Annotated in this window: 16 protein-coding genes; 6 read left to right on the top strand and 10 right to left on the bottom strand. The window is 62.8% G+C overall.

All coding sequences use genetic code 11. The annotated features are described in order from the left end of the window. Positions 1-112: 112 nt before the first annotated feature. The gene (locus BGRAMDRAFT_RS18435) at positions 113-847 is read right to left on the bottom strand and encodes an anti-sigma factor family protein (RefSeq protein WP_006050320.1); all 735 of its coding nucleotides are present in this window, start codon (positions 845-847) and stop codon (positions 113-115) included. Positions 848-1,106: 259 nt separating this feature from the next. On the opposite strand from BGRAMDRAFT_RS18435, the gene BGRAMDRAFT_RS18430 reads away from it, so the two are divergent. Further along, on the top strand, positions 1,107-1,373 hold the full coding sequence (locus tag BGRAMDRAFT_RS18430; protein WP_006050319.1) for a DUF4148 domain-containing protein: 267 nt from the start codon (positions 1,107-1,109) through the stop codon (positions 1,371-1,373). Between the two features lie 48 nt (positions 1,374-1,421). Here BGRAMDRAFT_RS18430 and BGRAMDRAFT_RS18425 read toward each other — a convergent pair whose 3' ends face one another. Continuing rightward, complete coding sequence (locus tag BGRAMDRAFT_RS18425) at positions 1,422-3,902, bottom strand: GcvT family protein (protein WP_006050318.1); 2,481 nt, start codon at positions 3,900-3,902, stop codon at positions 1,422-1,424. 460 nt (positions 3,903-4,362) lie between these two features. Between BGRAMDRAFT_RS18425 and BGRAMDRAFT_RS18420 the strand changes: the two genes are divergently transcribed. After that, positions 4,363-5,142 (top strand): DeoR/GlpR family DNA-binding transcription regulator, encoded by a 780-nt coding sequence (locus tag BGRAMDRAFT_RS18420; RefSeq protein ID WP_006050317.1) that lies wholly within the window; start codon positions 4,363-4,365, stop codon positions 5,140-5,142. A 47-nt stretch (positions 5,143-5,189) separates the two neighbouring features. Here the strand turns inward: BGRAMDRAFT_RS18420 and BGRAMDRAFT_RS34570 are convergent, their stop codons facing one another. Together BGRAMDRAFT_RS34570 and BGRAMDRAFT_RS18410 are read right to left on the bottom strand one after the other, a co-directional pair. Further along, positions 5,190-5,378: a hypothetical protein gene (locus BGRAMDRAFT_RS34570; protein WP_044021349.1), complete on the bottom strand. Its 189-nt coding sequence runs from the start codon at positions 5,376-5,378 to the stop codon at positions 5,190-5,192. Positions 5,379-5,439: 61 nt separating this feature from the next. Continuing rightward, the gene (locus BGRAMDRAFT_RS18410) at positions 5,440-6,189 is read right to left on the bottom strand and encodes a glutathione S-transferase family protein (protein WP_006050316.1); all 750 of its coding nucleotides are present in this window, start codon (positions 6,187-6,189) and stop codon (positions 5,440-5,442) included. Positions 6,190-6,578: 389 nt separating this feature from the next. Here BGRAMDRAFT_RS18410 and BGRAMDRAFT_RS35010 point away from each other — a divergent pair, with 389 nt between their 5' ends. Beyond that, positions 6,579-6,743, top strand: coding sequence for a hypothetical protein (locus BGRAMDRAFT_RS35010; RefSeq protein ID WP_167450670.1), 165 nt, complete (start codon positions 6,579-6,581; stop codon positions 6,741-6,743). Positions 6,744-6,764: 21 nt separating this feature from the next. Here the strand turns inward: BGRAMDRAFT_RS35010 and BGRAMDRAFT_RS18400 are convergent, their stop codons facing one another. The 6 genes from BGRAMDRAFT_RS18400 to BGRAMDRAFT_RS18370 all read right to left on the bottom strand — a co-directional run bounded on the left by BGRAMDRAFT_RS18400 (position 6,765) and on the right by BGRAMDRAFT_RS18370 (position 13,178). Further along, the gene (locus tag BGRAMDRAFT_RS18400; protein WP_044021346.1) at positions 6,765-7,676 is read right to left on the bottom strand and encodes a DMT family transporter; all 912 of its coding nucleotides are present in this window, start codon (positions 7,674-7,676) and stop codon (positions 6,765-6,767) included. A gap of 419 nt (positions 7,677-8,095) precedes the next feature. Beyond that, the gene (locus BGRAMDRAFT_RS18390; protein WP_006050312.1) at positions 8,096-9,883 is read right to left on the bottom strand and encodes an MOSC and FAD-binding oxidoreductase domain-containing protein; all 1,788 of its coding nucleotides are present in this window, start codon (positions 9,881-9,883) and stop codon (positions 8,096-8,098) included. A gap of 11 nt (positions 9,884-9,894) precedes the next feature. Further along, on the bottom strand, positions 9,895-10,821 hold the full coding sequence (locus tag BGRAMDRAFT_RS18385; protein WP_006050311.1) for an alpha/beta fold hydrolase: 927 nt from the start codon (positions 10,819-10,821) through the stop codon (positions 9,895-9,897). Positions 10,822-10,968: 147 nt separating this feature from the next. Beyond that, complete coding sequence (locus tag BGRAMDRAFT_RS18380; RefSeq protein WP_006050310.1) at positions 10,969-11,616, bottom strand: isochorismatase family protein; 648 nt, start codon at positions 11,614-11,616, stop codon at positions 10,969-10,971. 320 nt (positions 11,617-11,936) lie between these two features. Continuing rightward, a complete protein-coding gene (locus BGRAMDRAFT_RS18375; protein WP_232292293.1) occupies positions 11,937-12,662 on the bottom strand; it encodes an alpha/beta fold hydrolase in 726 nt (241 codons plus the stop codon). A 165-nt stretch (positions 12,663-12,827) separates the two neighbouring features. Next, on the bottom strand, positions 12,828-13,178 hold the full coding sequence (locus tag BGRAMDRAFT_RS18370; protein ID WP_006050308.1) for a DUF4148 domain-containing protein: 351 nt from the start codon (positions 13,176-13,178) through the stop codon (positions 12,828-12,830). Between the two features lie 334 nt (positions 13,179-13,512). Between BGRAMDRAFT_RS18370 and BGRAMDRAFT_RS18365 the strand changes: the two genes are divergently transcribed. The 3 genes from BGRAMDRAFT_RS18365 (at position 13,513) to BGRAMDRAFT_RS18355 (ending at position 17,757) form a co-directional block, all read left to right on the top strand. Beyond that, the gene (locus tag BGRAMDRAFT_RS18365) at positions 13,513-13,716 is read left to right on the top strand and encodes a CsbD family protein (protein WP_006050307.1); all 204 of its coding nucleotides are present in this window, start codon (positions 13,513-13,515) and stop codon (positions 13,714-13,716) included. A 56-nt stretch (positions 13,717-13,772) separates the two neighbouring features. After that, the gene (locus tag BGRAMDRAFT_RS18360; RefSeq protein ID WP_006050306.1) at positions 13,773-14,021 is read left to right on the top strand and encodes a hypothetical protein; all 249 of its coding nucleotides are present in this window, start codon (positions 13,773-13,775) and stop codon (positions 14,019-14,021) included. Between the two features lie 247 nt (positions 14,022-14,268). Then, entirely contained in the window at positions 14,269-17,757 is a 3,489-nt protein-coding gene (locus tag BGRAMDRAFT_RS18355) for a DEAD/DEAH box helicase (protein ID WP_006050304.1), read from the top strand. The last annotated feature ends 8 nt before the right edge of the window (positions 17,758-17,765 follow it).

Raw genomic sequence — 17,765 nt, 5'->3', positions numbered from 1 at the left:
CTGCGTCGGAGCGTCGCTCGTGTTGTAGGGCGGTTGTAGGGCGAACACGCGTGAGCGGATTCTATTCCCGTCGATGCGGCGAGTCATAGCGCGTGTACGACTGCGTGGGCGTTCATGGCATCGTCATGACGTCGGCGGCGCGCATCAGGCCGTGCGTGCGCGCGTCGCCCGCGACCACGAAGCGTTGCCGCTGCGCGGTCCACGTCAACAGACGCACATCGCCGATGCGGCGCGCGGACCACTGCGGCTGCGCAGGCGCGAGCAGGGCGAGCGTCGACAGCAGGATCACCGGCTGGTTGTCGCCGTTTAGGTAGACGAATGCGGTGGCGCGCTGCAACAGGCCGAGCGACAGCACGCGCTCATCGACGAGCCGCAGCCCGATCGCCTCGAGGTCGGGCGCGGACGGCTCCCGGCGAGTCGGCGATGCCGCCGGATAAGGAGCGGCCACCGTTTCCGCCAGCGCCATCACGGCGGCATTGTTGAGCGCCTGCTGCGTCACCTGGGTCGCCGCAAACCAGCCGCTCACCGCCGCACACGCGACGACGACGGCGACCAGCGCTCTGACCGCCTTGCGCACACGCGGCCTGCCGGCAGCGTTGCGCCAGCGGCTCGCCGCGCCGCGCCGGGCTTTGAACGCCGTGGACGCGGGTTCGTCGGCGGTCTGAAACGAACGCTGAATCTGCTCGTTAAGCGAGCCGTAAAAGGCGACGCGGCGGGCTTCCGCGGGATCGCGGCCCAGATAGTCGCGCAAAAACGCGGCGCGCGCCGGCGACAGCGTGCCGTCGGCGTAGGCTTGAACGTCGGCTTCGGAAAGCGGTGAATCGGCGGGGGCGTCGGTCGGTTTCATGATGCAAGTTCTCCGGCCGGGGTTCGGCTGTTGAGGTGCAAACACGGTTGTACGCCGGTTTATTCCGCTCGCGCGGCGTCTTTCAGAAGTTCTTTTACCGCGTGAGCAAGGCGTCGTCCAGACCCGGGCAAACCGGTTCGCGGCGCGCTTTATTCCGTCGCGCGGAAATGTTTTTTACTTGCGCCGCGCCCAGGAATAAAAGCCGGCAAAGCGTGGTTCTCCCTGATGCAAACCCGCACACAACTCACCGGAGTTCATCATGAAGAAGATCGCTTTCGCCGCATTGTCCGTCGTCGTCCTCGCCGCATCGTCGAATGTTTTCGCGGAAGGAAAAACGCGCGCCCAGGTCTACCAGGAACTGATCGAGGCACAACAGAACGGCCTCGACTACGTGACCGACGCATCGTACCCGGATGTCAGCCCCGTGTTCGCGCATCAGGTCGAGCAGCACAAGCTGGCGCTCGCCGCCGAAGCGGCGGCAAGCCGCATGGCAAGCGAAAGCGCGTCGACGGACAGCATGAATTGAACCGCGGCGCGCGCCGAGGAGCGGCGCGGCTCGTGAACAAACGCCTGGCTACGCGCGCACGCGTTCGCCGCGCGGGTCGTACGGCGCCTTCAGGTGAAGCGTGGCCGGCAGCGATTCGCCGGCCACGTCGATCGCGTAGGCGCCGCTCGTCAGATACGCGGTGTCGGCTGCGCCATCGGGATTGTTCACGTAGCCCATCGCGACCGGGCAGCCGAGCGTGTGGCCGAACGCCGCCGAGCTCACGAAGCCGACTGGCTTGCCGTCGCGCAAAATCGCTTCGCCGCCCCATAGCATGCGATCCGCGGCGCCGTCCGCGCTCAGCACGACCATGCGGCGGCGCAGCGGCTCGTCGCGCAGTTTCAGCAGGGCGTCGCGGCCGCGGAACGGAATGTCCTTGTCGAGCTTGCACGCGAACGCGAGGCCGGCTTCGAACGGATTCGTGTCCGGCGTGAGTTCGCGGCCCCATGCGCGGTAGCCTTTTTCGATCCGCAGCGAGTCGATCGCGTAGTAGCCTGCATTCACGAGGCCAAACGCTTTGCCCGCTTCGCGCAACGCCTCGTACACGCCGACGGCGAATTCGACCGGCACGTACAGTTCCCAGCCCAGTTCGCCGACGTAGGTGAGGCGCGTTGCGCGCACCGTCGCATAGCCGATGTCGACCTCGCGGCTTTGGCCGAACGCGAACGCTTCGTTGCGCCAGTCCGCTTTCGATACGCTTTGCAGCAGTTCGCGCGAGCGCGGGCCCATCACGGCGAGCACCGCATATTGGCTGGTCACGTCGACGAGCACGCAATGTTTGTCGCGCGGAATCGCTCTCTCGATCATGTCGAAGTCGCGCGTGGTTTGCGCGGTGCCGGTGACGAGCAGGTACTGGTCCGCGGCGATGCGCGTGAGCGTGAAGTCCGATTCGTAATTGCCGCGTTCGTTGAGCATGCCGGTATAGACGGCCGTGCCGGGCGGTACGTCGACGTCGTTCGTGACGAGGCTTTGCAGCACGCTTTGCGCGTCGCGTCCTTTGACCAGGAATTTGGAGAACGACGTCATGTCGAAAAGCGCCACGCCTTCGCGGCAGGCGCGGTGTTCGGCGCCGCTTGCACGCAGCCAGTCCGGCTGACCGAATGTGTAGTCGACGCGCGCTTCGCCGGGCGTCGGCGCGAAAAAGTTGGCGCGCTCCCAACCCATCTTGCTGCCGAAGCACGCGCCGTCCTCGCGCAGCAGCGCGTACAGCGGCGAGCGGCGCAACGGCCGCGCGCTGTCGAGTTCGCGATTCGGCCACGGCATTGCATAGTGCAGGCCGAGCGTCTCTTTCACGCGATCGTGCAGCCACGCGTCGTTGCCGTTAAAGCGCGCGAAGCGGCGAATATCGACGGGCCACAAATCCATGGTCGGCTCGCCCGCGACGATCCATTCGGCCAACGCCATGCCCGCGCCGCCCGCCGAAGCGATGCCCATCGAGTTAAAGCCCGCGCCGACGAAAAAGCGCCGTAATTCAGGCGCTTCGCCGAGCATGAAGTTGTTGTCGGGCGTGAACGATTCGGGTCCGTTGTAGAACTGGCGGACCTGTGCGGTTTCGAGCGCGGGCACGCGTTGCAGCGCGTTAGTCATCAGGATTTCGAACTGATTCCAGTCGTCGGGTAGAAGCTGGAATTCGAAGTTCTCCGGAATGCCGTTCATGCCCCACGGTTTGGCGTCGGGCTCGAAACCGCCCATCACGAGGCCGCCCACTTCCTCCTTGAAATAGATGAAGCCGTCGGGATCGCGCATGACCGGCAGATCGGGGTGCACGCCCTCGATGCGATCCGTGACGATGTAGTAGTGCTCCGCCGAGTGCAGCGGCACCGTGACGCCGCACAGTCGGCCCACGGCTTTGGCCCACTGGCCCGCGCAATTCACGACGATGTCCGCGCTAATCGAGCCTTCGTCGCCGTCCTTGTTGCGCCACGCGACGCCGGTTGCTTCGCGAGAGCCGTGCGTGTCGCGCGTGTGGATCGCTGTGACGCGGGTGTTTTCGACGATGCGCGCGCCGCGCATGCGAGCGCCGCGGGCGAGCGCCTGCGTGAGATCGGTTGGGTTGGCCTTGCCGTCGCCCGGCAGCCAGACGGCGCCGAGCAGGTCGTCGGTGCGCATGACCGGCCACAGGTCGCCGGCTTCGCGCGCGCCGATCACCTCGCACGTGACGCCGTACGCGCGGGCCACGGCGGCGGTGCGCTTGAGTTGCGTCATCCGCTCGGCCGTGCGGGCCACCGACAGCGAGCCGCATTGCTTCCAGCCGGTGGCAAGGCCGGTGTCCGCTTCGAGTTCGGCGTAAAGCGCGGTCGAATAGCGGATCAGCTTCGTCATGCTTTCCTGCGCGCGCAACTGCCCGACGAGGCCGGCTGCGTGCCATGTCGTTCCGCAAGAGAGCTGGCCTTGTTCGAGGAGGATGACGTCGGCCCAGCCGAGCCTGGTCAGGTGGTAGGCGACCGAGCAGCCGATAATGCCGCCGCCGATGATGACGACGCGGGTTTGTTGGGAGAGAGGTGTGGACATATGTGGTTGTTGGTGGCGTTGGTGTGCGTAGATTGCCGTATAAGTGCACGGAATGCAACGTGAGAGGTGAGGCTTTGTGGTGGTTGGGGTGGTGTCATGTGGTGGTCGTATTTTGGCGGTAGGTGAGCGATCGACGTGCGCTCGGATCAGTCTGAGGGCGAGTTATCTTCCGCCCGGGACAGCAGCGAAGACGGCTGTGAGGTCGGTTGGGAAAACGGCTGGGAAGGGCATTGCGAAGGGCGTTGGCAAGGCGGCTGGCAAAAATGCAGCGAAGGTGCGGCGAAGCCGCTTGCACATTCGGCTGTGAACGCGGGCGGTCTGCAGCTAGCGTCGGGCGTCGCTCTTGCGCCCCGCACGCCGTGAAATAGGGGCTCTGCAGCCGACTGTGGAAATATGTGGGAAATCCCACATCAGCCCGTCGTTTTGCTAAACTCACCGCACCCTTCATCCGCCCGACTCCATGCTCTCGACCCAACGCCAGGCCGAAATCCTGCGGCTCGTCCGCGAGCAGCGCACCTGCACGATCACGGCACTTGCCGCGCGATTCGAGGTGTCCGACGAAACCATCCGCCGCAATATCAAGCCGTTGATCGAGCAGGGTCTGCTGCTGAAGGTTCACGGCGGCATCATGCTGCCCGAGCGCCTCGACGAGCCGCCGTTCGAACGGCGCATGGCCGCGAGCCTTGCCGGCAAGCGGGCCATCGGCGCGCGCATCGCCGAACTGGTGAGCGACGGCGATTCGCTGATTCTCGAGGGCGGCAGCACCTGCGTGCACATCGCGCGGGCCTTAGTGGCGCGTTCGCGGCTGACGGTCGTGACCAACTCGATCGAAGTGGCCCGGCTGCTCGCGCCGCACAACGGCAACCGCGTGTTCATCGCGGGCGGGGAAGTTCGGGCCGACGACGCCGCCGCAGTCGGCGACAGCGTGCAGGCTTTCTTGCGCCAGTTCCACGTGCGCTACGCGATCGTGTCGGTGACGGCGATCGACATGCGCGGGCATTTCATGGATGCACTGCCGGCAGACGTCGCGTTTTCGCTGGCGGCGTTCGCGCAGGCCGAGCGCCGCGTGGTCGCCGCCGATCACGCGAAGTTCGGCCATAGCGCGCTGCTGCACGCGTTCGGCGCGGATTGCGTCGACGTGCTGGTGACGGATGAGGCGCCGGCGCCGGCGCTTGGGCAATTGCTGGCGGCGGCGGGGGTGGAGGTGGTTGTGGGCGTACCGGCGGGTGGGGAAGCGTAGAGCAGTGCTGGTATCTCGAATGGGTTAGACCGGGACTCGTTTTGAGGTCAAGGGCTCTCCAACGTATTCGGCCGACGGTTTCCGTTTGCTTTTTCGTAGTCCATTCCGATCGAACTCCAACCGATGTCGCGACCGATTCTCATAGCGAACGATCTCAAGTTCGCATCGGCGCCGGCCGGCATCTCGCCAGCCACATCGCGCAGGCGCGCTTCGTCGGGCTCGACGGTGCGGATCACTGGGTCTTCGCGGGCGACCAGCAACCGGTGCTGGACAACATCAGGCGGTTTGTCGACAACCTTAACTTGCCGACTGCGACGTCCATTCGCTGAAGCTCAGCCCGTCACGAATGGTTTTATGTTTTGCCCATTCCACTTCGGCAGCAGTCGCGTATGTCACCCCCGGCTCCCACCAGAGTGCCGCTTCCTGTTGCACAGAAGGTCGTTTTTCCATTCGAGCGACCAACGACGCAAGCCTGGGTCGGGCAGGGGAGCGCCAGGACAATCGCAATGGGCGCGTTTCGATGAACTGGCAAACGCAGGTGAGCAGGATGTCCTGAGCCGAAATGACACCGGGGACGAAAGCGCCGTCAGCGCCGACAAGCTGGGTCTCGAACCAGTCGAGAAGATACTGGTTGCGCATCGCACATCGCGCGGCGTGAACATTTTCTTCATGCCTGACGCCGGACCACTGCAACTGCGACACCATCGTCGTCGATACGCCGAACGTCTGTAACGTCGCGAGAACGAGCTTGTCGTGCCAGCGTTCCGTCGCGCGCACATAGTCGGATGCCAGGGGCTCCATGCCTGGGGGCGCAGGCGCGCCTGGATACGTGGACATGAGGTAATCGATGATCACAGCGGAATCCCAAAGCGTCAGGTTGCCGTCGACCAGCGTAGGAACCTGAAGCGTCGGCGCGACCTTCGCACGCTCTTCGACGCTGGGTGTCGTGAAGGTCTCCTCGCGCTCAAAATCGAGTCCCTTCTCAACAAGCACGATACGGACGGCACGAGCGAAGGGCGATCCTGTCGTGAAGAACAGCTTGCGCATCGTGGTCCCCTTGATTGACGGACGGCGTTGACGGACATCCACTGCAACGTGGCGAGCGCAGCCTGATGTGTGTGGATGAACTGCGTGCAACAAACGGCGCGCTTTTTCAGTAGGACCGGACAATCTTCCTGGATGCGCTGCAACGGGCAGGCGAAGCGTCGGCAACACCTGGACGATCGGGCAAAAAATGTCGACGCACGGGCAGGACGGCAACGGCCTGCGCGAGGCAAAGTCCGTCACAGGATGGGACGTGACATTTCAAGGTCATCCGTCGTTCGCAGCCAAACCTTCCACCGGTTCCGGAATCCTGGCGCGCCACCAGACTTGCGCAGATCGGTTTAGGCACAGTGGCTTATCGGTTCGTGCAAAAGAGACAGCGTGAGATGCCGATGAAACGCCTGATAAGCCGCGCGATGTACCACCCGCTCATCGCACTATCCATGTTCTACTTTATCGACCTGATGTACAACGTCGACTACAGTCCAACCAGCGCTCTGCTCGTGCTGGCAGCGAAATCCATGTCGCGGGTGGTGAACGTGTTCAATAAGGGGTAGGGCTGCTTCCTTAATGCCCCGTCAAACAGAAGGTCCCTCGGCCTGCCGCCCTCGTAGCGCGACGGCTATCGAACTTCCGACGATCATCGCGATTCCCGCCAGCGAGACGGCGCTGACGGTCTCGCCCCAAAAGACGTAGCCGAACAGCACTGCCCAGACGATGCTGGTGTAATTGTACGGAGCCAGGGCTGCGGCGTCGGCCTGACGGAATGCCATGGTCATCAGGAGCTGGCCTGCTGTGGCGAATGCGCCAAGCCACGCCATCAAGCCCAAAGCTTCAATCGATGGCGTACGCCATGCAAACGGCAGTGACGCGCCCATTACAACTGTGCCGACAAACGTGAAAAACAGGACAGTCGTCCCGGAGTCGTCGGTCGGCCGGATTCGCTTGATCTGAATAATCGATAACGCGCCGAAAATTGCAGAGACGATAAGAAGCACCGGCCCGAGCCAACTTGAGTGAGATCCATCGGGACGAACTACGAACAGAACACCCACGAACCCGACTAGTGCCGCAAGCGCGTCCCGGCGCATCAATCTTTCCTGCAGCAACATTGGAGCGAGCACGATAACCAATAATGTTTCTGAATAGACGATCGCGACCGCCTCGCTCAACGGAGCGTAAGGCAAGGCAGCGAAGAAACACGCCGATGCGCCAAGCAAAGTCAACGACCTGACAAGCTGTCCGCGTACGTCCATGCTTCGCAGTCTGTCGGTCAGGGGACGACCACGCAAGCACACCGCGATAGCAGGGACTAACCCAAATAGCATCCGGAAGAATGTCACTTCATTCGCCGGGTACTGGAGCGCGACGGACTTGCCAAGTGCGTCAACAACGGCGAAGCAAAACATCGAAACGAGTATCAAGCAGATGCTGCGCAAAGACGTTGTCTGATTTCCCACCGTCGAAAGAAGGGGCACACTAAGCCTCATAAATCAATGTCAATCGGGACTACGAGAGCCCTGATTGTCGAGGATTTATGTGGGCGCGTCGACGGTACGGAGTTGGCCGAACCACGTCTCATGCGACACGCATACGGCGATCCGGCGCGGGCAATCGACGTTTGTCAGATCGGACGGTGGAGACCGCGCCGCAGTCGAATTTCATGTCTTTATCGATTTGCCAGTCTTTGATATTGATGAGACGCAAACGAACCATCGACAACGAATAATCATTCGACGACTGATACACACCCAGCAACAGGTGGTCCTTCGTGTGATGCCATATCCGTATTTCGACAACACCGACTACTCGGAATTTATCGAGTCCGGTGTCGTCAAGCGTGCCCGCCTGTTGGAGCGCGATCGGTAGAACGGTTTTACCATCCCGAACGACCCACCGCTCACGCCACTCAAATATCGATCACCACATCACCATGCGGCCTCGCGCAGCAAATCAGCACATTCCCCGCCGCAGGTGAATCCAGCGGATTGGGCTCATACGCGACGGACCCAGAGATCAACCCGCTCTCGCAGTTGTGACAGACGCCGCTGCGGCACGACCAACGGACTGGCACGTCACATGCCTCGGCGAGTTCAAGAATGCTCTGATAGGCCGATGCGTTCCAGTGCGCGGCGATGCCACTGCGCGCGAACGATACCAGCGGACCGGTGTTCACAGCGTCTTCAGGTGGATGTGGAACTCGCGTGGGTACGCCGGCGATGCCAGGCGTCATCGACTCCCCGCCGTTGAAGATTTCGACGTGAGTCCGTTCGGGCGGCGCGCCGAAGGCCGCGAGTGCCTCTTTCATGTCCGCCATGAAGACAGTCGGTCCGCAGAGATAGAAGTCCGCGTCTCGCGGGACGCCGACCTCGTCCAGGACCGCTCGCGACAGGCGACCGGTCGCGTCGAAATCCTCGCCCATCCGGTCGCCCAAGCCGGGCCTGCTGTAACGGACGTGACTGCGGCCGTGAGCCAGCGACAGCACCAGGCGGCGCGCTTCGGCGGCGAATGGATGGTGCTGCGCGTCGCGGGCGGCATGCATCCACAAGACCTGCCGCGTCGAGCGGGCCGTCGACAGCGCGTGGAGCATTGCCAGAAGAGGCGTCGCGCCGATTCCCGCGCTGACGAGCACAACGGGCCGCTGTCCTTCCTGCAGAGTGAAGCTCCCGCGCGGCGAGCTGACATCGAGTGCATCGCCAACACGCACATGCTCCCTCAGATAGTTCCCAGCCGCGCCATTCGGCTCGATCTTCGGGCTGATTCGATAGCGTTCCGTCGACACAGCACCCGAGAGCGAGTAGCTGCGAAAAAGCGGCGGGCCGTCGACGGTCCTTTGAAGACGCAGCACCACATACTGGCCGGGCAGAGCGGGTCGGAGCGGCTGGCCGTCCGCGCTCGTCAACGTGAGAGAGAGGACGTCCGCGGACTCCGGCTCGATGGCCGCCACTGTGAGCGGTCGAAACCCGGGCGGAGCCGGATGCGTCGCCGCTGCGGGCGCGAGGCCCGCGTTACCGCCCGCGTTACCACCCGCGTTACCGCTCGCCTCGCCGCTCATGCGGCTTTGCAGTAACGCCTCGAACGAAGAGCGCCATCCCGGCGAAAGCGCCTCGATTCGCAATGCGCGTTCGAGTCGATCGCGCGGATGATCGGGCGAATAGAGGAGCGCGTTGACCTCTGCGACTGTCATCCGCTCCGTTGCCTCTCCGACCTTGACGATCTCGTCGCCCGCGCCGACTTCGCCTTCTTGCAGGACGCGCAAGTAGAAGCCCGGCCGTCCGCTGGATGTCAGCAAAGCGGGCATCCGCGGCTCGTTCATTCGAATCCCGACGCGGTAGCAGGTGACCCGTGGCTGACTGACCTCGAACAGTGCGTCGCCGATCCGATAACGGTCGCCGATGCACACGGCAGAGTCGGGCATTCCCTCGATCGTGAAGTTCTCGCCGAACTGGCCGTAGACGAGATCCGATCGTTTCAACTGCTCCTGCCAGTATCGATACGATTCCATCTGGTAGACGAAGACGGCTCGCTGCTCACCGCCGTGTCCAGCGAGATCGCCTTGGCCGTCTCCATCGAGATTCAGCCGCCTGGCCCAACGGCGACCCGGCACCGGGTTCTTCCAGATCCCGGTGTGGACAGTGCGGCCATTCCAGTCGATGTCGCGCGGAAGCCCGACATTCACCGATAGCAGTTGAGCCATGCAAGCCTCAATTACGTTCTTGAGTCGATCTTTCGGGCGAGGAAGTCGCGTATCAGCGGCACCATCTCGTCAGCCTTGTCTTCGAGCGCGAAATGACCCGTGTCGAGCAGATGCGTCTCGACGTGCGGCAAATCCTCTTTGTACGGATACGCGCCATCCGCCGGAAAGATGACGTCGTTCTTGCCCCAGACGATCAGCATCGGCGGCTTGAACTCACGGAAATACGCCTGCACCTTCGGGTAAAGAGGCAGATTGGTCCGGTAGTCATAGAACAGGTCGAGCTGGATGTCGTTATTGCCGGGGCGATCGAGCAGCGCCTGGTCATGGACCCAGTTGTCCGGAGAAACACGCGTGCGGTCGGACACGCCATCGGTATATTGAAAGATGGTCGTCTCGAGCGTGAGCAGCGGCAGCAATGCTTTGCGGCTCGCGTTCGAGCCGTCGGCCCAATACGCCTTGATGGGGTCCCAGAATGCCTTGAGGCCCTCGTCATAGGCGTTTCCGTTCTGGACGATAAAACCCGCCACGCGATCCGGATGCTTCAGAGCAAGCCGCCAGCCGACGGGCGCGCCATAGTCCATGACATACATCGCGTACCGATCCGCGCCGAGCTGGTCGAGCAGGCCGTCCACTAATTCAGCGTAGCGGTCGAACGTGTAGGCGAATTCGGCACGATCCGGCATGTCGCTCTGACCATAGCCGGGGTAGTCCGGTGCAATCACGTGATAGCGGTCGGCGAGTGCAGGAATCAGGTTCCTGAACATATGCGACGAGGTTGGAAAACCATGCAATAGCAGCACAACGGGAGCGTCGAGCGGTCCGGCCTGTCGGTAGAAGATCTTCAATCCATCCACCACCGCGGTTCGATGATAGGTGACGGGAACGGCAGGACCGGTGCGGTCGGCAGCAGACGAAGTACTCGAGGCTGGACTGGCCATTGCGATGCTCCTTGTTCGGATGGCCGGTCCGCGATCACCTTCTTTGCTCGAGGATGTCGAGCCGCGGCTCAGCACTGTGTGAGAGCTACAGAAATACGCTGCAAGAAAGGCATGTGAAGCGAGGAAGTTCGGACGCCGACACCAGGATCAAGTCATTGCGGCGACGACGTCGTCAGTGGATACCACCGCGTGCGCGAGAAACGCATAGTTGATCATGGCCGCTTTATAGCCATCACCCCAGACGGGATGACGAGGCCCCGCGGTCGCATCGGCTACGACCGACACTTCAAAGCCCTGCTCGAGCAGATCCCGCAAATGCGCCTCCACGCACATGTTGGCGAGCATGCCGCCGAGCACGACTTTGCTCATGTGACGTTTGCGCAATTGCAGTACAAGGTCATTAGTTTGCGGACCGAAGACCTTGTGCGGACTCACGACGATGGTCTGGCCGTCATCAATGTAAGGTTTGAACTCAGCCAGCCAATCCGCGCCCGAGCTTTCGAATCCCTGAAGGTTCAGAGCGCCTTCTCGCGCGAACGTACCGGTTGCGAACTCGTCCGCTTCGAGTGGACCGTTGAACTTCCACGCGCGATCGGTCGGAAAGAAGTAATGCGGAGATATGAATACATTGATCTTCGCGGCTTTTGCGGCCTTGAAGATTCTCAGCATGTTTTCGACGGTTCTGTTTTCCGTGACGCTCGCACCCACCGCACCCCAATTCTTTCCCGTCGGGCTCAACACGTCGTTCTGGGGGTCGATGAAGACCACGGCCGTATCGGTTGGATCACAGTTCATGCCGGGTCCTCAGTAGAGAAACGGATGGCCGTCGAGCCTCCGCTTACATGAAGTGTTAGGAAGCGTAGGTTAGTCGCTACCGTTTAGCAATGCGGAATTTTGGTGCGACTGTGGCCCCTTTCGCGAGAGAGAACGATCGCGTCATGCGAACGTGATGCGCGGCATGTCTATCCTCTCTGGCGATGAACGCGATCGTGCTTTTGCTGTGATGTCGACTCCGCACCATCGAGGTGCCATTCATATGCAAAAGCTGAATCGCGTTCGAGCCACTTGTGCGCGCGTCGAATAACGCGCAGCGTATCCATGCGCCGCCAGATGCATTACTGCTGCGCATGCTTTGCTGCGTCTTCAATCACCGCGGCCACTTCCTTCGGGCGCGACTCGTACACCGAATGGCTTGCACCCGCCAACACGGTGGTATGGCTATGCGCGCGCTGGTAATAGAAGCGTTCGAGATCCGGATTGATGATCTTGTCGTCGGCCGCGACGATACCCCAGCTCGGCTTCATGGTCCACGCGGCCACTTTCATCGGCGCGGAGAAAACTTTCGCGGCCGTCAGAATCTGCGAGCGTGATTCGAACTCGGCTTCCTTCAGCGGCAGATCCGCCGCGAAATCCTTCGCGAAGTCGGCGGGATTCAGATAGGTGTAGCCGTCGTCCGTTTTCTTGATCGCGCCTGCCTGCTTCGACGTATAGCTGGGCATCTGCTTGCCCAGGTCGCTTTCGTCTTCGCCGACTGCCGGTGCATGCGCTGCAACGTACACGAGACCGGCCACTTTCGGATCGACGCCCGCCTCGGTGATAACCGAGCCGCCGTAGCTATGCGCGACCAGAATGGTGGGGCCATCCTGCAGATCGATGACGCGTTTCGCGGCGGCCACGTCGTCGTCCAGCGACGTCAGCGGCTCCTGCACCATCGTCACGTGATAACCGTCTTTGGTGAGGATGTCGTAGACCGGCTTCCACCCCGAGCCGTCGACCCACGCGCCATGAACCAGAACGATGTTCTTGATCGGCGCCGTAGCGGGTTGCGTGGTTTGCGCCATTGCGCCAGCGGATCCCAAAAGACTGGCGGCCAAGGTCAAGGTCGATACTGCGAAAGGAAAAATCTTCACTTTGAAACTCCAACGACAAAGGTTTGATTTGAAGAGCGGGCGACGCTAAACGACATCGCGTGTCAATGCACGACGGAGTCGCTGAGCAGGGCTCACTTAACTGCCGGAGTAGATATTGCAGTAGCTAACCGGGCCGACGCAGCTGGAGCTCATCGCCGTCTGGAGCCGCGTGCCCGCAGCGGAAGTGCCACGCTGCGCGACACCGCCGACAGCTTGCGTAGTCAGTTGCCCGTCGTTCTGTGCGGCGATCCTGGCTTCTGCCGCCTGGACATCAGCCGGGTAGTTGACGTCATCACCTCGGCTCGGGTTATAGCCCGCCTGCTCGACGCGAACAAGATCCGCCCGAACTTCTGCGCGCGTCAGCGGGGCGCTCGACTGAGCAAAACTGAGAACGGGAGCGCCAAGCGTGGCAGCGGCGAGTGCAAGAGCAACGAACAGTTTCGACATGATAGGAACTCCTAAATAAATTTAAAATTTGCTGGACCATGAGTTAGCCAGCGGGACAGTGATAACGACAAGCCGGATCGGTTCTCGGGTGACTTCGATTAACGGTCGATTATCGGTTCGGCTTTGGTCTACATGGGGGCAAACACGGGCGCCGCGTGCTTATTCCAAAAGATTTTCACAATCGATCCGATTGCCGTGTCGCATTGCGGGAAGCGGGTACGGGGTTTGCTCGCCTCCGGTGACGAACGATGGCGCCTAACGCAAGGCAACCTCCATAGGTTGCGCGCTGGCCCAAACCGCTTTAAGAGGCGGATTTTTTACCGGAGGAACGAAGATGAACAAGGATCAGCGTGAAGGAATCAAGGAAGAGCTCAAAGGCTTCGTGAACAAGGGCGTTGGCTCGATCACCGGAAACGAGGGCCGCAAGGCGAAGGGCGAGGCGCAGATTACGACCGGCGATAACCGTAAAGAGCTCGGCGACCAGACGGACAACATCGAGAAAGGCAAGGTCGATCCGGGCAATCCGTCCAACCTTTAATGCTCGAGAAGTGCGGCCGGTCTTACCTCGGCTCACCGATCGGAAGGAGCAGTCGGATGCAGGAAGTGCACACTCATCGCGGTTTCACGGTGACCGTTCTCGCGGAAGACGATCCCGCAGGCGGCTCGACGGTGACCACGCGAATACAACGTGACGACGGCGGTCAACCGGACAACGGCGAGTGGGCCGCGCCGCGCCAGAGCCGCTCGCGTTTTCGCGGCGCGGCCGCAATCGGCGCGGCGCTCGACGACGCGCGCCGCCAGATAGACAGCGCCTTGGGCAGCGACGACCCACTCGGCGAATAAGCGCCGCTGTCCAAATTGGTGCGGCGTCGCGCGTTGCCACTTGCATCGCGAGCCATTAACAATCCCCGCCCACAACCCATTCCCCACGAGCGCCACCTCGCACAGCCAAATCCCGCCAACGCGTAAAATGGCCGGTTATCACTGGCAAGCAACGCTTCGAAAAATCGTGGCGGTAGACAACGCACCGTCCGCCGAATCGATTCCATCGCGCCGCTTGCCTTCGCCGGCTTGAAGAGGATGCACGCTGATGTCGTCAGTTTTCTTTGATCGCGAACGGATTGCAGAGTGGCTCGGTGATCCCACCGTCGCCAAGGCGCGCGCGGTCGGCCCGGTCACCAACATGCAATGGCACGGAGCCACGCTGACGGGCGACGTGCAGGGCAGCCAGCCCGAGCCCTACCGAACCCGCGTGCGCTTTCGCACGGACGGTGGCACGCCGTGGGCGCAGAGCGATTGCAGTTGTCCGGTCGGCCGCAATTGCAAGCATGTGGCCGCGCTGCTGCTCGCCGAGCTCGAGTATCACGACGAGATGGACCACATCATTCGCGTCGACGATGATGAGCGCAGCGACAGCGCGCCGCTCGTAACGCAACGTGCGTCGGTGGAACGCTTCGGTCCGCCGCAGGGCGTGCGCCCCGAGCTCGTGAGCTGGCTCGAACGCTTCCGTGCGCGCGCCGAAGCCGCCGATGCCGCCGCTCAGAAAACGGCTGCCGCCCGCACCGAAACGCTGGCCTACCGGCTCAACTGGTCCGACTTCCACATGCGTCATGAGGTCGTGCTGTATCGCGCGCGCTGCGATGCGGATGGCCGCATCGTCGAGGTCGGCGAGACGTGGGGCAATGTAGAGTCGGCGCTGCTCAAGCAACCCAGGTTCGTGTCGGACGAAGATCTGTCGATTCTGCGCGGCCTGTGGCTGGGCCGTTCGCGCGAAGACTTCGGGCAATTTATTCTGCGCGGCACGAGCGGCGCGGAAATGCTGCAAAAGCTGATCGCCACCGGGCGCCTCTTCTTCGACTTCAAGCTCGCGCCCGGCGATGACGCGCCGACGCCGCTCGCGCGCGCCGCCGACCGGCCGGGGCGCATCGAATGGGAACCGCTTGCCGACCAGCGTCTGCGTCCCGTGCTGCGCACCGAGCCGCGCGCGAGCATGGTGCTGCCGACCGAGCCCGTCTGGTACGTGGATGGCGACGCGCGGGAGGCGGGCATCGTGCGCTCGTCGCTGCCGTTCCAGCAATTGCCCGACTACCTCGCGATGCCGCCGATCTCGCTGGCCGAAGCGCCGCTCGTCGCGTCCGTGCTGCGCGAAGTCGCGCCCGAGTTGCCGTTGCCGCCCACCCACGACACATCGGCGATTCGCGTGATCGATGTCGAACCCGTGCCCGTGCTTACGCTGAACAGCCACGCGCTGCCGTTCGCTGCAAAGACCAGCAAGCCTGGCAAGGCGGGCAACGTCGCCAAAAGCCAGGCCGTCGAACTGGCCGGCGTGAGCTTCGACTACGACGGCGTCAGCATCAACGTGGACAGCAGCGTCACCCTCGTGCCCATGCCGGGCGGCGACGTCATCCATATTCGCCGCCGCTACGACGCCGAGAAAAAGCGCCTGCTGGAACTGCGCAAGACCGGGTTGCAGAAGGTGCCCACGAGCCGCGTGTTCGCGTCGCGTCTGTTACCCGACACGATGCTCGGCTTGCCCGATGCCGAAGCGTGGTCCGCGTTCGTCAACGACGCCGTGCCCGAACTCGTCAGCAAGGGCTGGCGCGTGACGATGGCGCCCGAGTTCCGCTACAACGTGATCGAGATCGATGCAATCGACGGCACCGCGCATCAGGCCGGCGACGGCTGGTTCGATCTGGAAATGGGCATCCGCATCGGCGAGCGCAACGTGCGGCTCGAACCGCTGCTCGCCGATCTGTTCCGGCGCGACCGGCGCTGGCTTGGCGGCGCGCTCGAAGCCATCGCCGACGACGAGCCGATCGAGCTCAAGACCGAAGAGAATAAGCGCTTGCGGCTGCGCGCCGACCGGCTCAAACCGGTGGTGCGTGTGCTGGTCGATCTGTTCGATTCGCTCGGCGGGTCGCTCGCCGATGGTGCGCCGCTGCGCGTGCCGTCCGTCGACGCAGGCCGTTTGCAGGCGTTGAGCGACACGGGCCGCTGGCAATTCCGCGGCGACGATTCGATCCGCCAGCTCGCCGAGCGTCTGCAAGCCGGTCCGCGTTTGCGCGAGGTGCCGGTGCCCGCGGCGTTGCGCGCGCAATTGCGCGCTTATCAGCAGCAGGGCCTGAACTGGATGCAGTATCTGCGCGAGCAAGGTCTTGCCGGTGTGCTCGCCGACGACATGGGCCTCGGCAAAACCGTGCAGACGCTCGCGCACATTCTCGCGGAGAAAGAGGCCGGACGGCTCGACAAGCCCGCGCTGATCGTCGTGCCGACCACACTCGTGCACAACTGGCGCGAGGAAGCGCGACGCTTTGCACCCGAGCTGAAAGTGCTGGTGCTCAACGGCCCGCAACGCAAAGAGCGCTTCGAGCAGATCGGCGAACACGAACTGATTCTGACGACGTACGCGTTGTTGTGGCGCGATCAGAAGGTGCTCGCCGAACATCAATATCACCTGCTGATTCTCGACGAAGCGCAGTACGTGAAGAACGCCACGACGAAGGCCGCGCAGGCGATCCGTGGTTTGAGCGCGCGCCATCGTCTGTGTCTGACCGGCACGCCGCTCGAGAATCACCTCGGCGAGTTGTGGTCGCAGTTCGATTTTCTGCTGCCCGGATTTCTCGGCAGCCAGAAGGACTTCACGCGCCGCTGGCGCAATCCGATCGAAAAGAATAACGACGGCGTGCGCCGCTCGTTGCTCGCGCGCCGCATTCGGCCATTCATGCTGCGGCGTCGCAAGGACGAGGTCGCGAAAGAACTGCCGGCCAAGACGACGATTGTATGTTCCGTCGATCTCGAAGGCGCGCAGCGCGATCTCTACGAAACCGTGCGCACGGCGATGCAGGAAAGGGTGCGCGCCGCGGTGAGCGCGCAGGGCCTCGCGCGCAGCCACATCATCGTGCTCGATGCGCTGCTGAAGTTGCGGCAGGTGTGTTGCGATCCGCGTCTCGTGCGCACGCTGCGGACTGCTCAGAACGTCGGCGAAGTTAGCGAAGGTTCGAGCACTCAGACCGCACGAGCTTCCGATAAAACAGAGAAGGGGGTGCGTTCGGCCAAGCTCGATCTGTTGCTCTCGATGCTGCCCGAACTGATCGACGAAGGCCGCCGCGTTCTGCTGTTCTCGCAGTTCACCGGCATGTTGTCGCTGATCGCGCAAGCGCTCGACGAAGCCGCGATTCCCTACGTGATCCTGACGGGCGACACGACCGACCGCGTCACGCCCGTGCAGCGTTTTCAGCAAGGCGAAGTGCCGTTGTTCCTGATCAGCCTGAAGGCGGGCGGCGTGGGTCTGAACCTGACCGCCGCCGACACGGTGATTCACTACGACCCCTGGTGGAATCCGGCCGCCGAGAATCAGGCCACCGACCGCGCGCATCGGCTCGGTCAGGACAAGCCTGTGTTCGTCTACAAGCTGATCGCGGCAGGCAGCATCGAAGAAAAGATCGTGGAATTGCAGGAGCAGAAGGCGGGCCTCGCCGACAGCATTCTCTCCGAAGACGCCGCGGGCGCCGCCAAATTCTCCGACGACGACCTCGACGCGCTCTTTGCGCCGATGCCCGAACTGGAAGGCTCGAAGTGACGCGCGCG

It is taken from the genome of Paraburkholderia graminis C4D1M, assembly GCF_000172415.1.
Classification (GTDB): domain Bacteria; phylum Pseudomonadota; class Gammaproteobacteria; order Burkholderiales; family Burkholderiaceae; genus Paraburkholderia; species Paraburkholderia graminis.
This window is presented reverse-complemented; position numbering and strand designations above follow the sequence as displayed.

What these genes read in the sequence shown, in the direction of transcription:
- BGRAMDRAFT_RS18400 (WP_044021346.1), bottom strand. Translation starts at nt 7,676, where the DNA reads ATGAGGCTTAGTGTGCCCCTTCTTTCGACGGTGGGAAATCAGACAACG.
- BGRAMDRAFT_RS18365 (WP_006050307.1), top strand. Translation starts at nt 13,513, where the DNA reads ATGAACAAGGATCAGCGTGAAGGAATCAAGGAAGAGCTCAAAGGCTTC.
- BGRAMDRAFT_RS18355 (WP_006050304.1), top strand. Translation starts at nt 14,269, where the DNA reads ATGTCGTCAGTTTTCTTTGATCGCGAACGGATTGCAGAGTGGCTCGGT.
- BGRAMDRAFT_RS18380 (WP_006050310.1), bottom strand. Translation starts at nt 11,616, where the DNA reads ATGAACTGTGATCCAACCGATACGGCCGTGGTCTTCATCGACCCCCAG.
- BGRAMDRAFT_RS18430 (WP_006050319.1), top strand. Translation starts at nt 1,107, where the DNA reads ATGAAGAAGATCGCTTTCGCCGCATTGTCCGTCGTCGTCCTCGCCGCA.
- BGRAMDRAFT_RS18385 (WP_006050311.1), bottom strand. Translation starts at nt 10,821, where the DNA reads ATGGCCAGTCCAGCCTCGAGTACTTCGTCTGCTGCCGACCGCACCGGT.
- BGRAMDRAFT_RS18425 (WP_006050318.1), bottom strand. Translation starts at nt 3,902, where the DNA reads ATGTCCACACCTCTCTCCCAACAAACCCGCGTCGTCATCATCGGCGGC.
- BGRAMDRAFT_RS18370 (WP_006050308.1), bottom strand. Translation starts at nt 13,178, where the DNA reads ATGTCGAAACTGTTCGTTGCTCTTGCACTCGCCGCTGCCACGCTTGGC.
- BGRAMDRAFT_RS18420 (WP_006050317.1), top strand. Translation starts at nt 4,363, where the DNA reads ATGCTCTCGACCCAACGCCAGGCCGAAATCCTGCGGCTCGTCCGCGAG.
- BGRAMDRAFT_RS18390 (WP_006050312.1), bottom strand. Translation starts at nt 9,883, where the DNA reads ATGGCTCAACTGCTATCGGTGAATGTCGGGCTTCCGCGCGACATCGAC.
- BGRAMDRAFT_RS35010 (WP_167450670.1), top strand. Translation starts at nt 6,579, where the DNA reads ATGAAACGCCTGATAAGCCGCGCGATGTACCACCCGCTCATCGCACTA.
- BGRAMDRAFT_RS18375 (WP_232292293.1), bottom strand. Translation starts at nt 12,662, where the DNA reads ATGGCGCAAACCACGCAACCCGCTACGGCGCCGATCAAGAACATCGTT.
- BGRAMDRAFT_RS18410 (WP_006050316.1), bottom strand. Translation starts at nt 6,189, where the DNA reads ATGCGCAAGCTGTTCTTCACGACAGGATCGCCCTTCGCTCGTGCCGTC.
- BGRAMDRAFT_RS18435 (WP_006050320.1), bottom strand. Translation starts at nt 847, where the DNA reads ATGAAACCGACCGACGCCCCCGCCGATTCACCGCTTTCCGAAGCCGAC.
- BGRAMDRAFT_RS18360 (WP_006050306.1), top strand. Translation starts at nt 13,773, where the DNA reads ATGCAGGAAGTGCACACTCATCGCGGTTTCACGGTGACCGTTCTCGCG.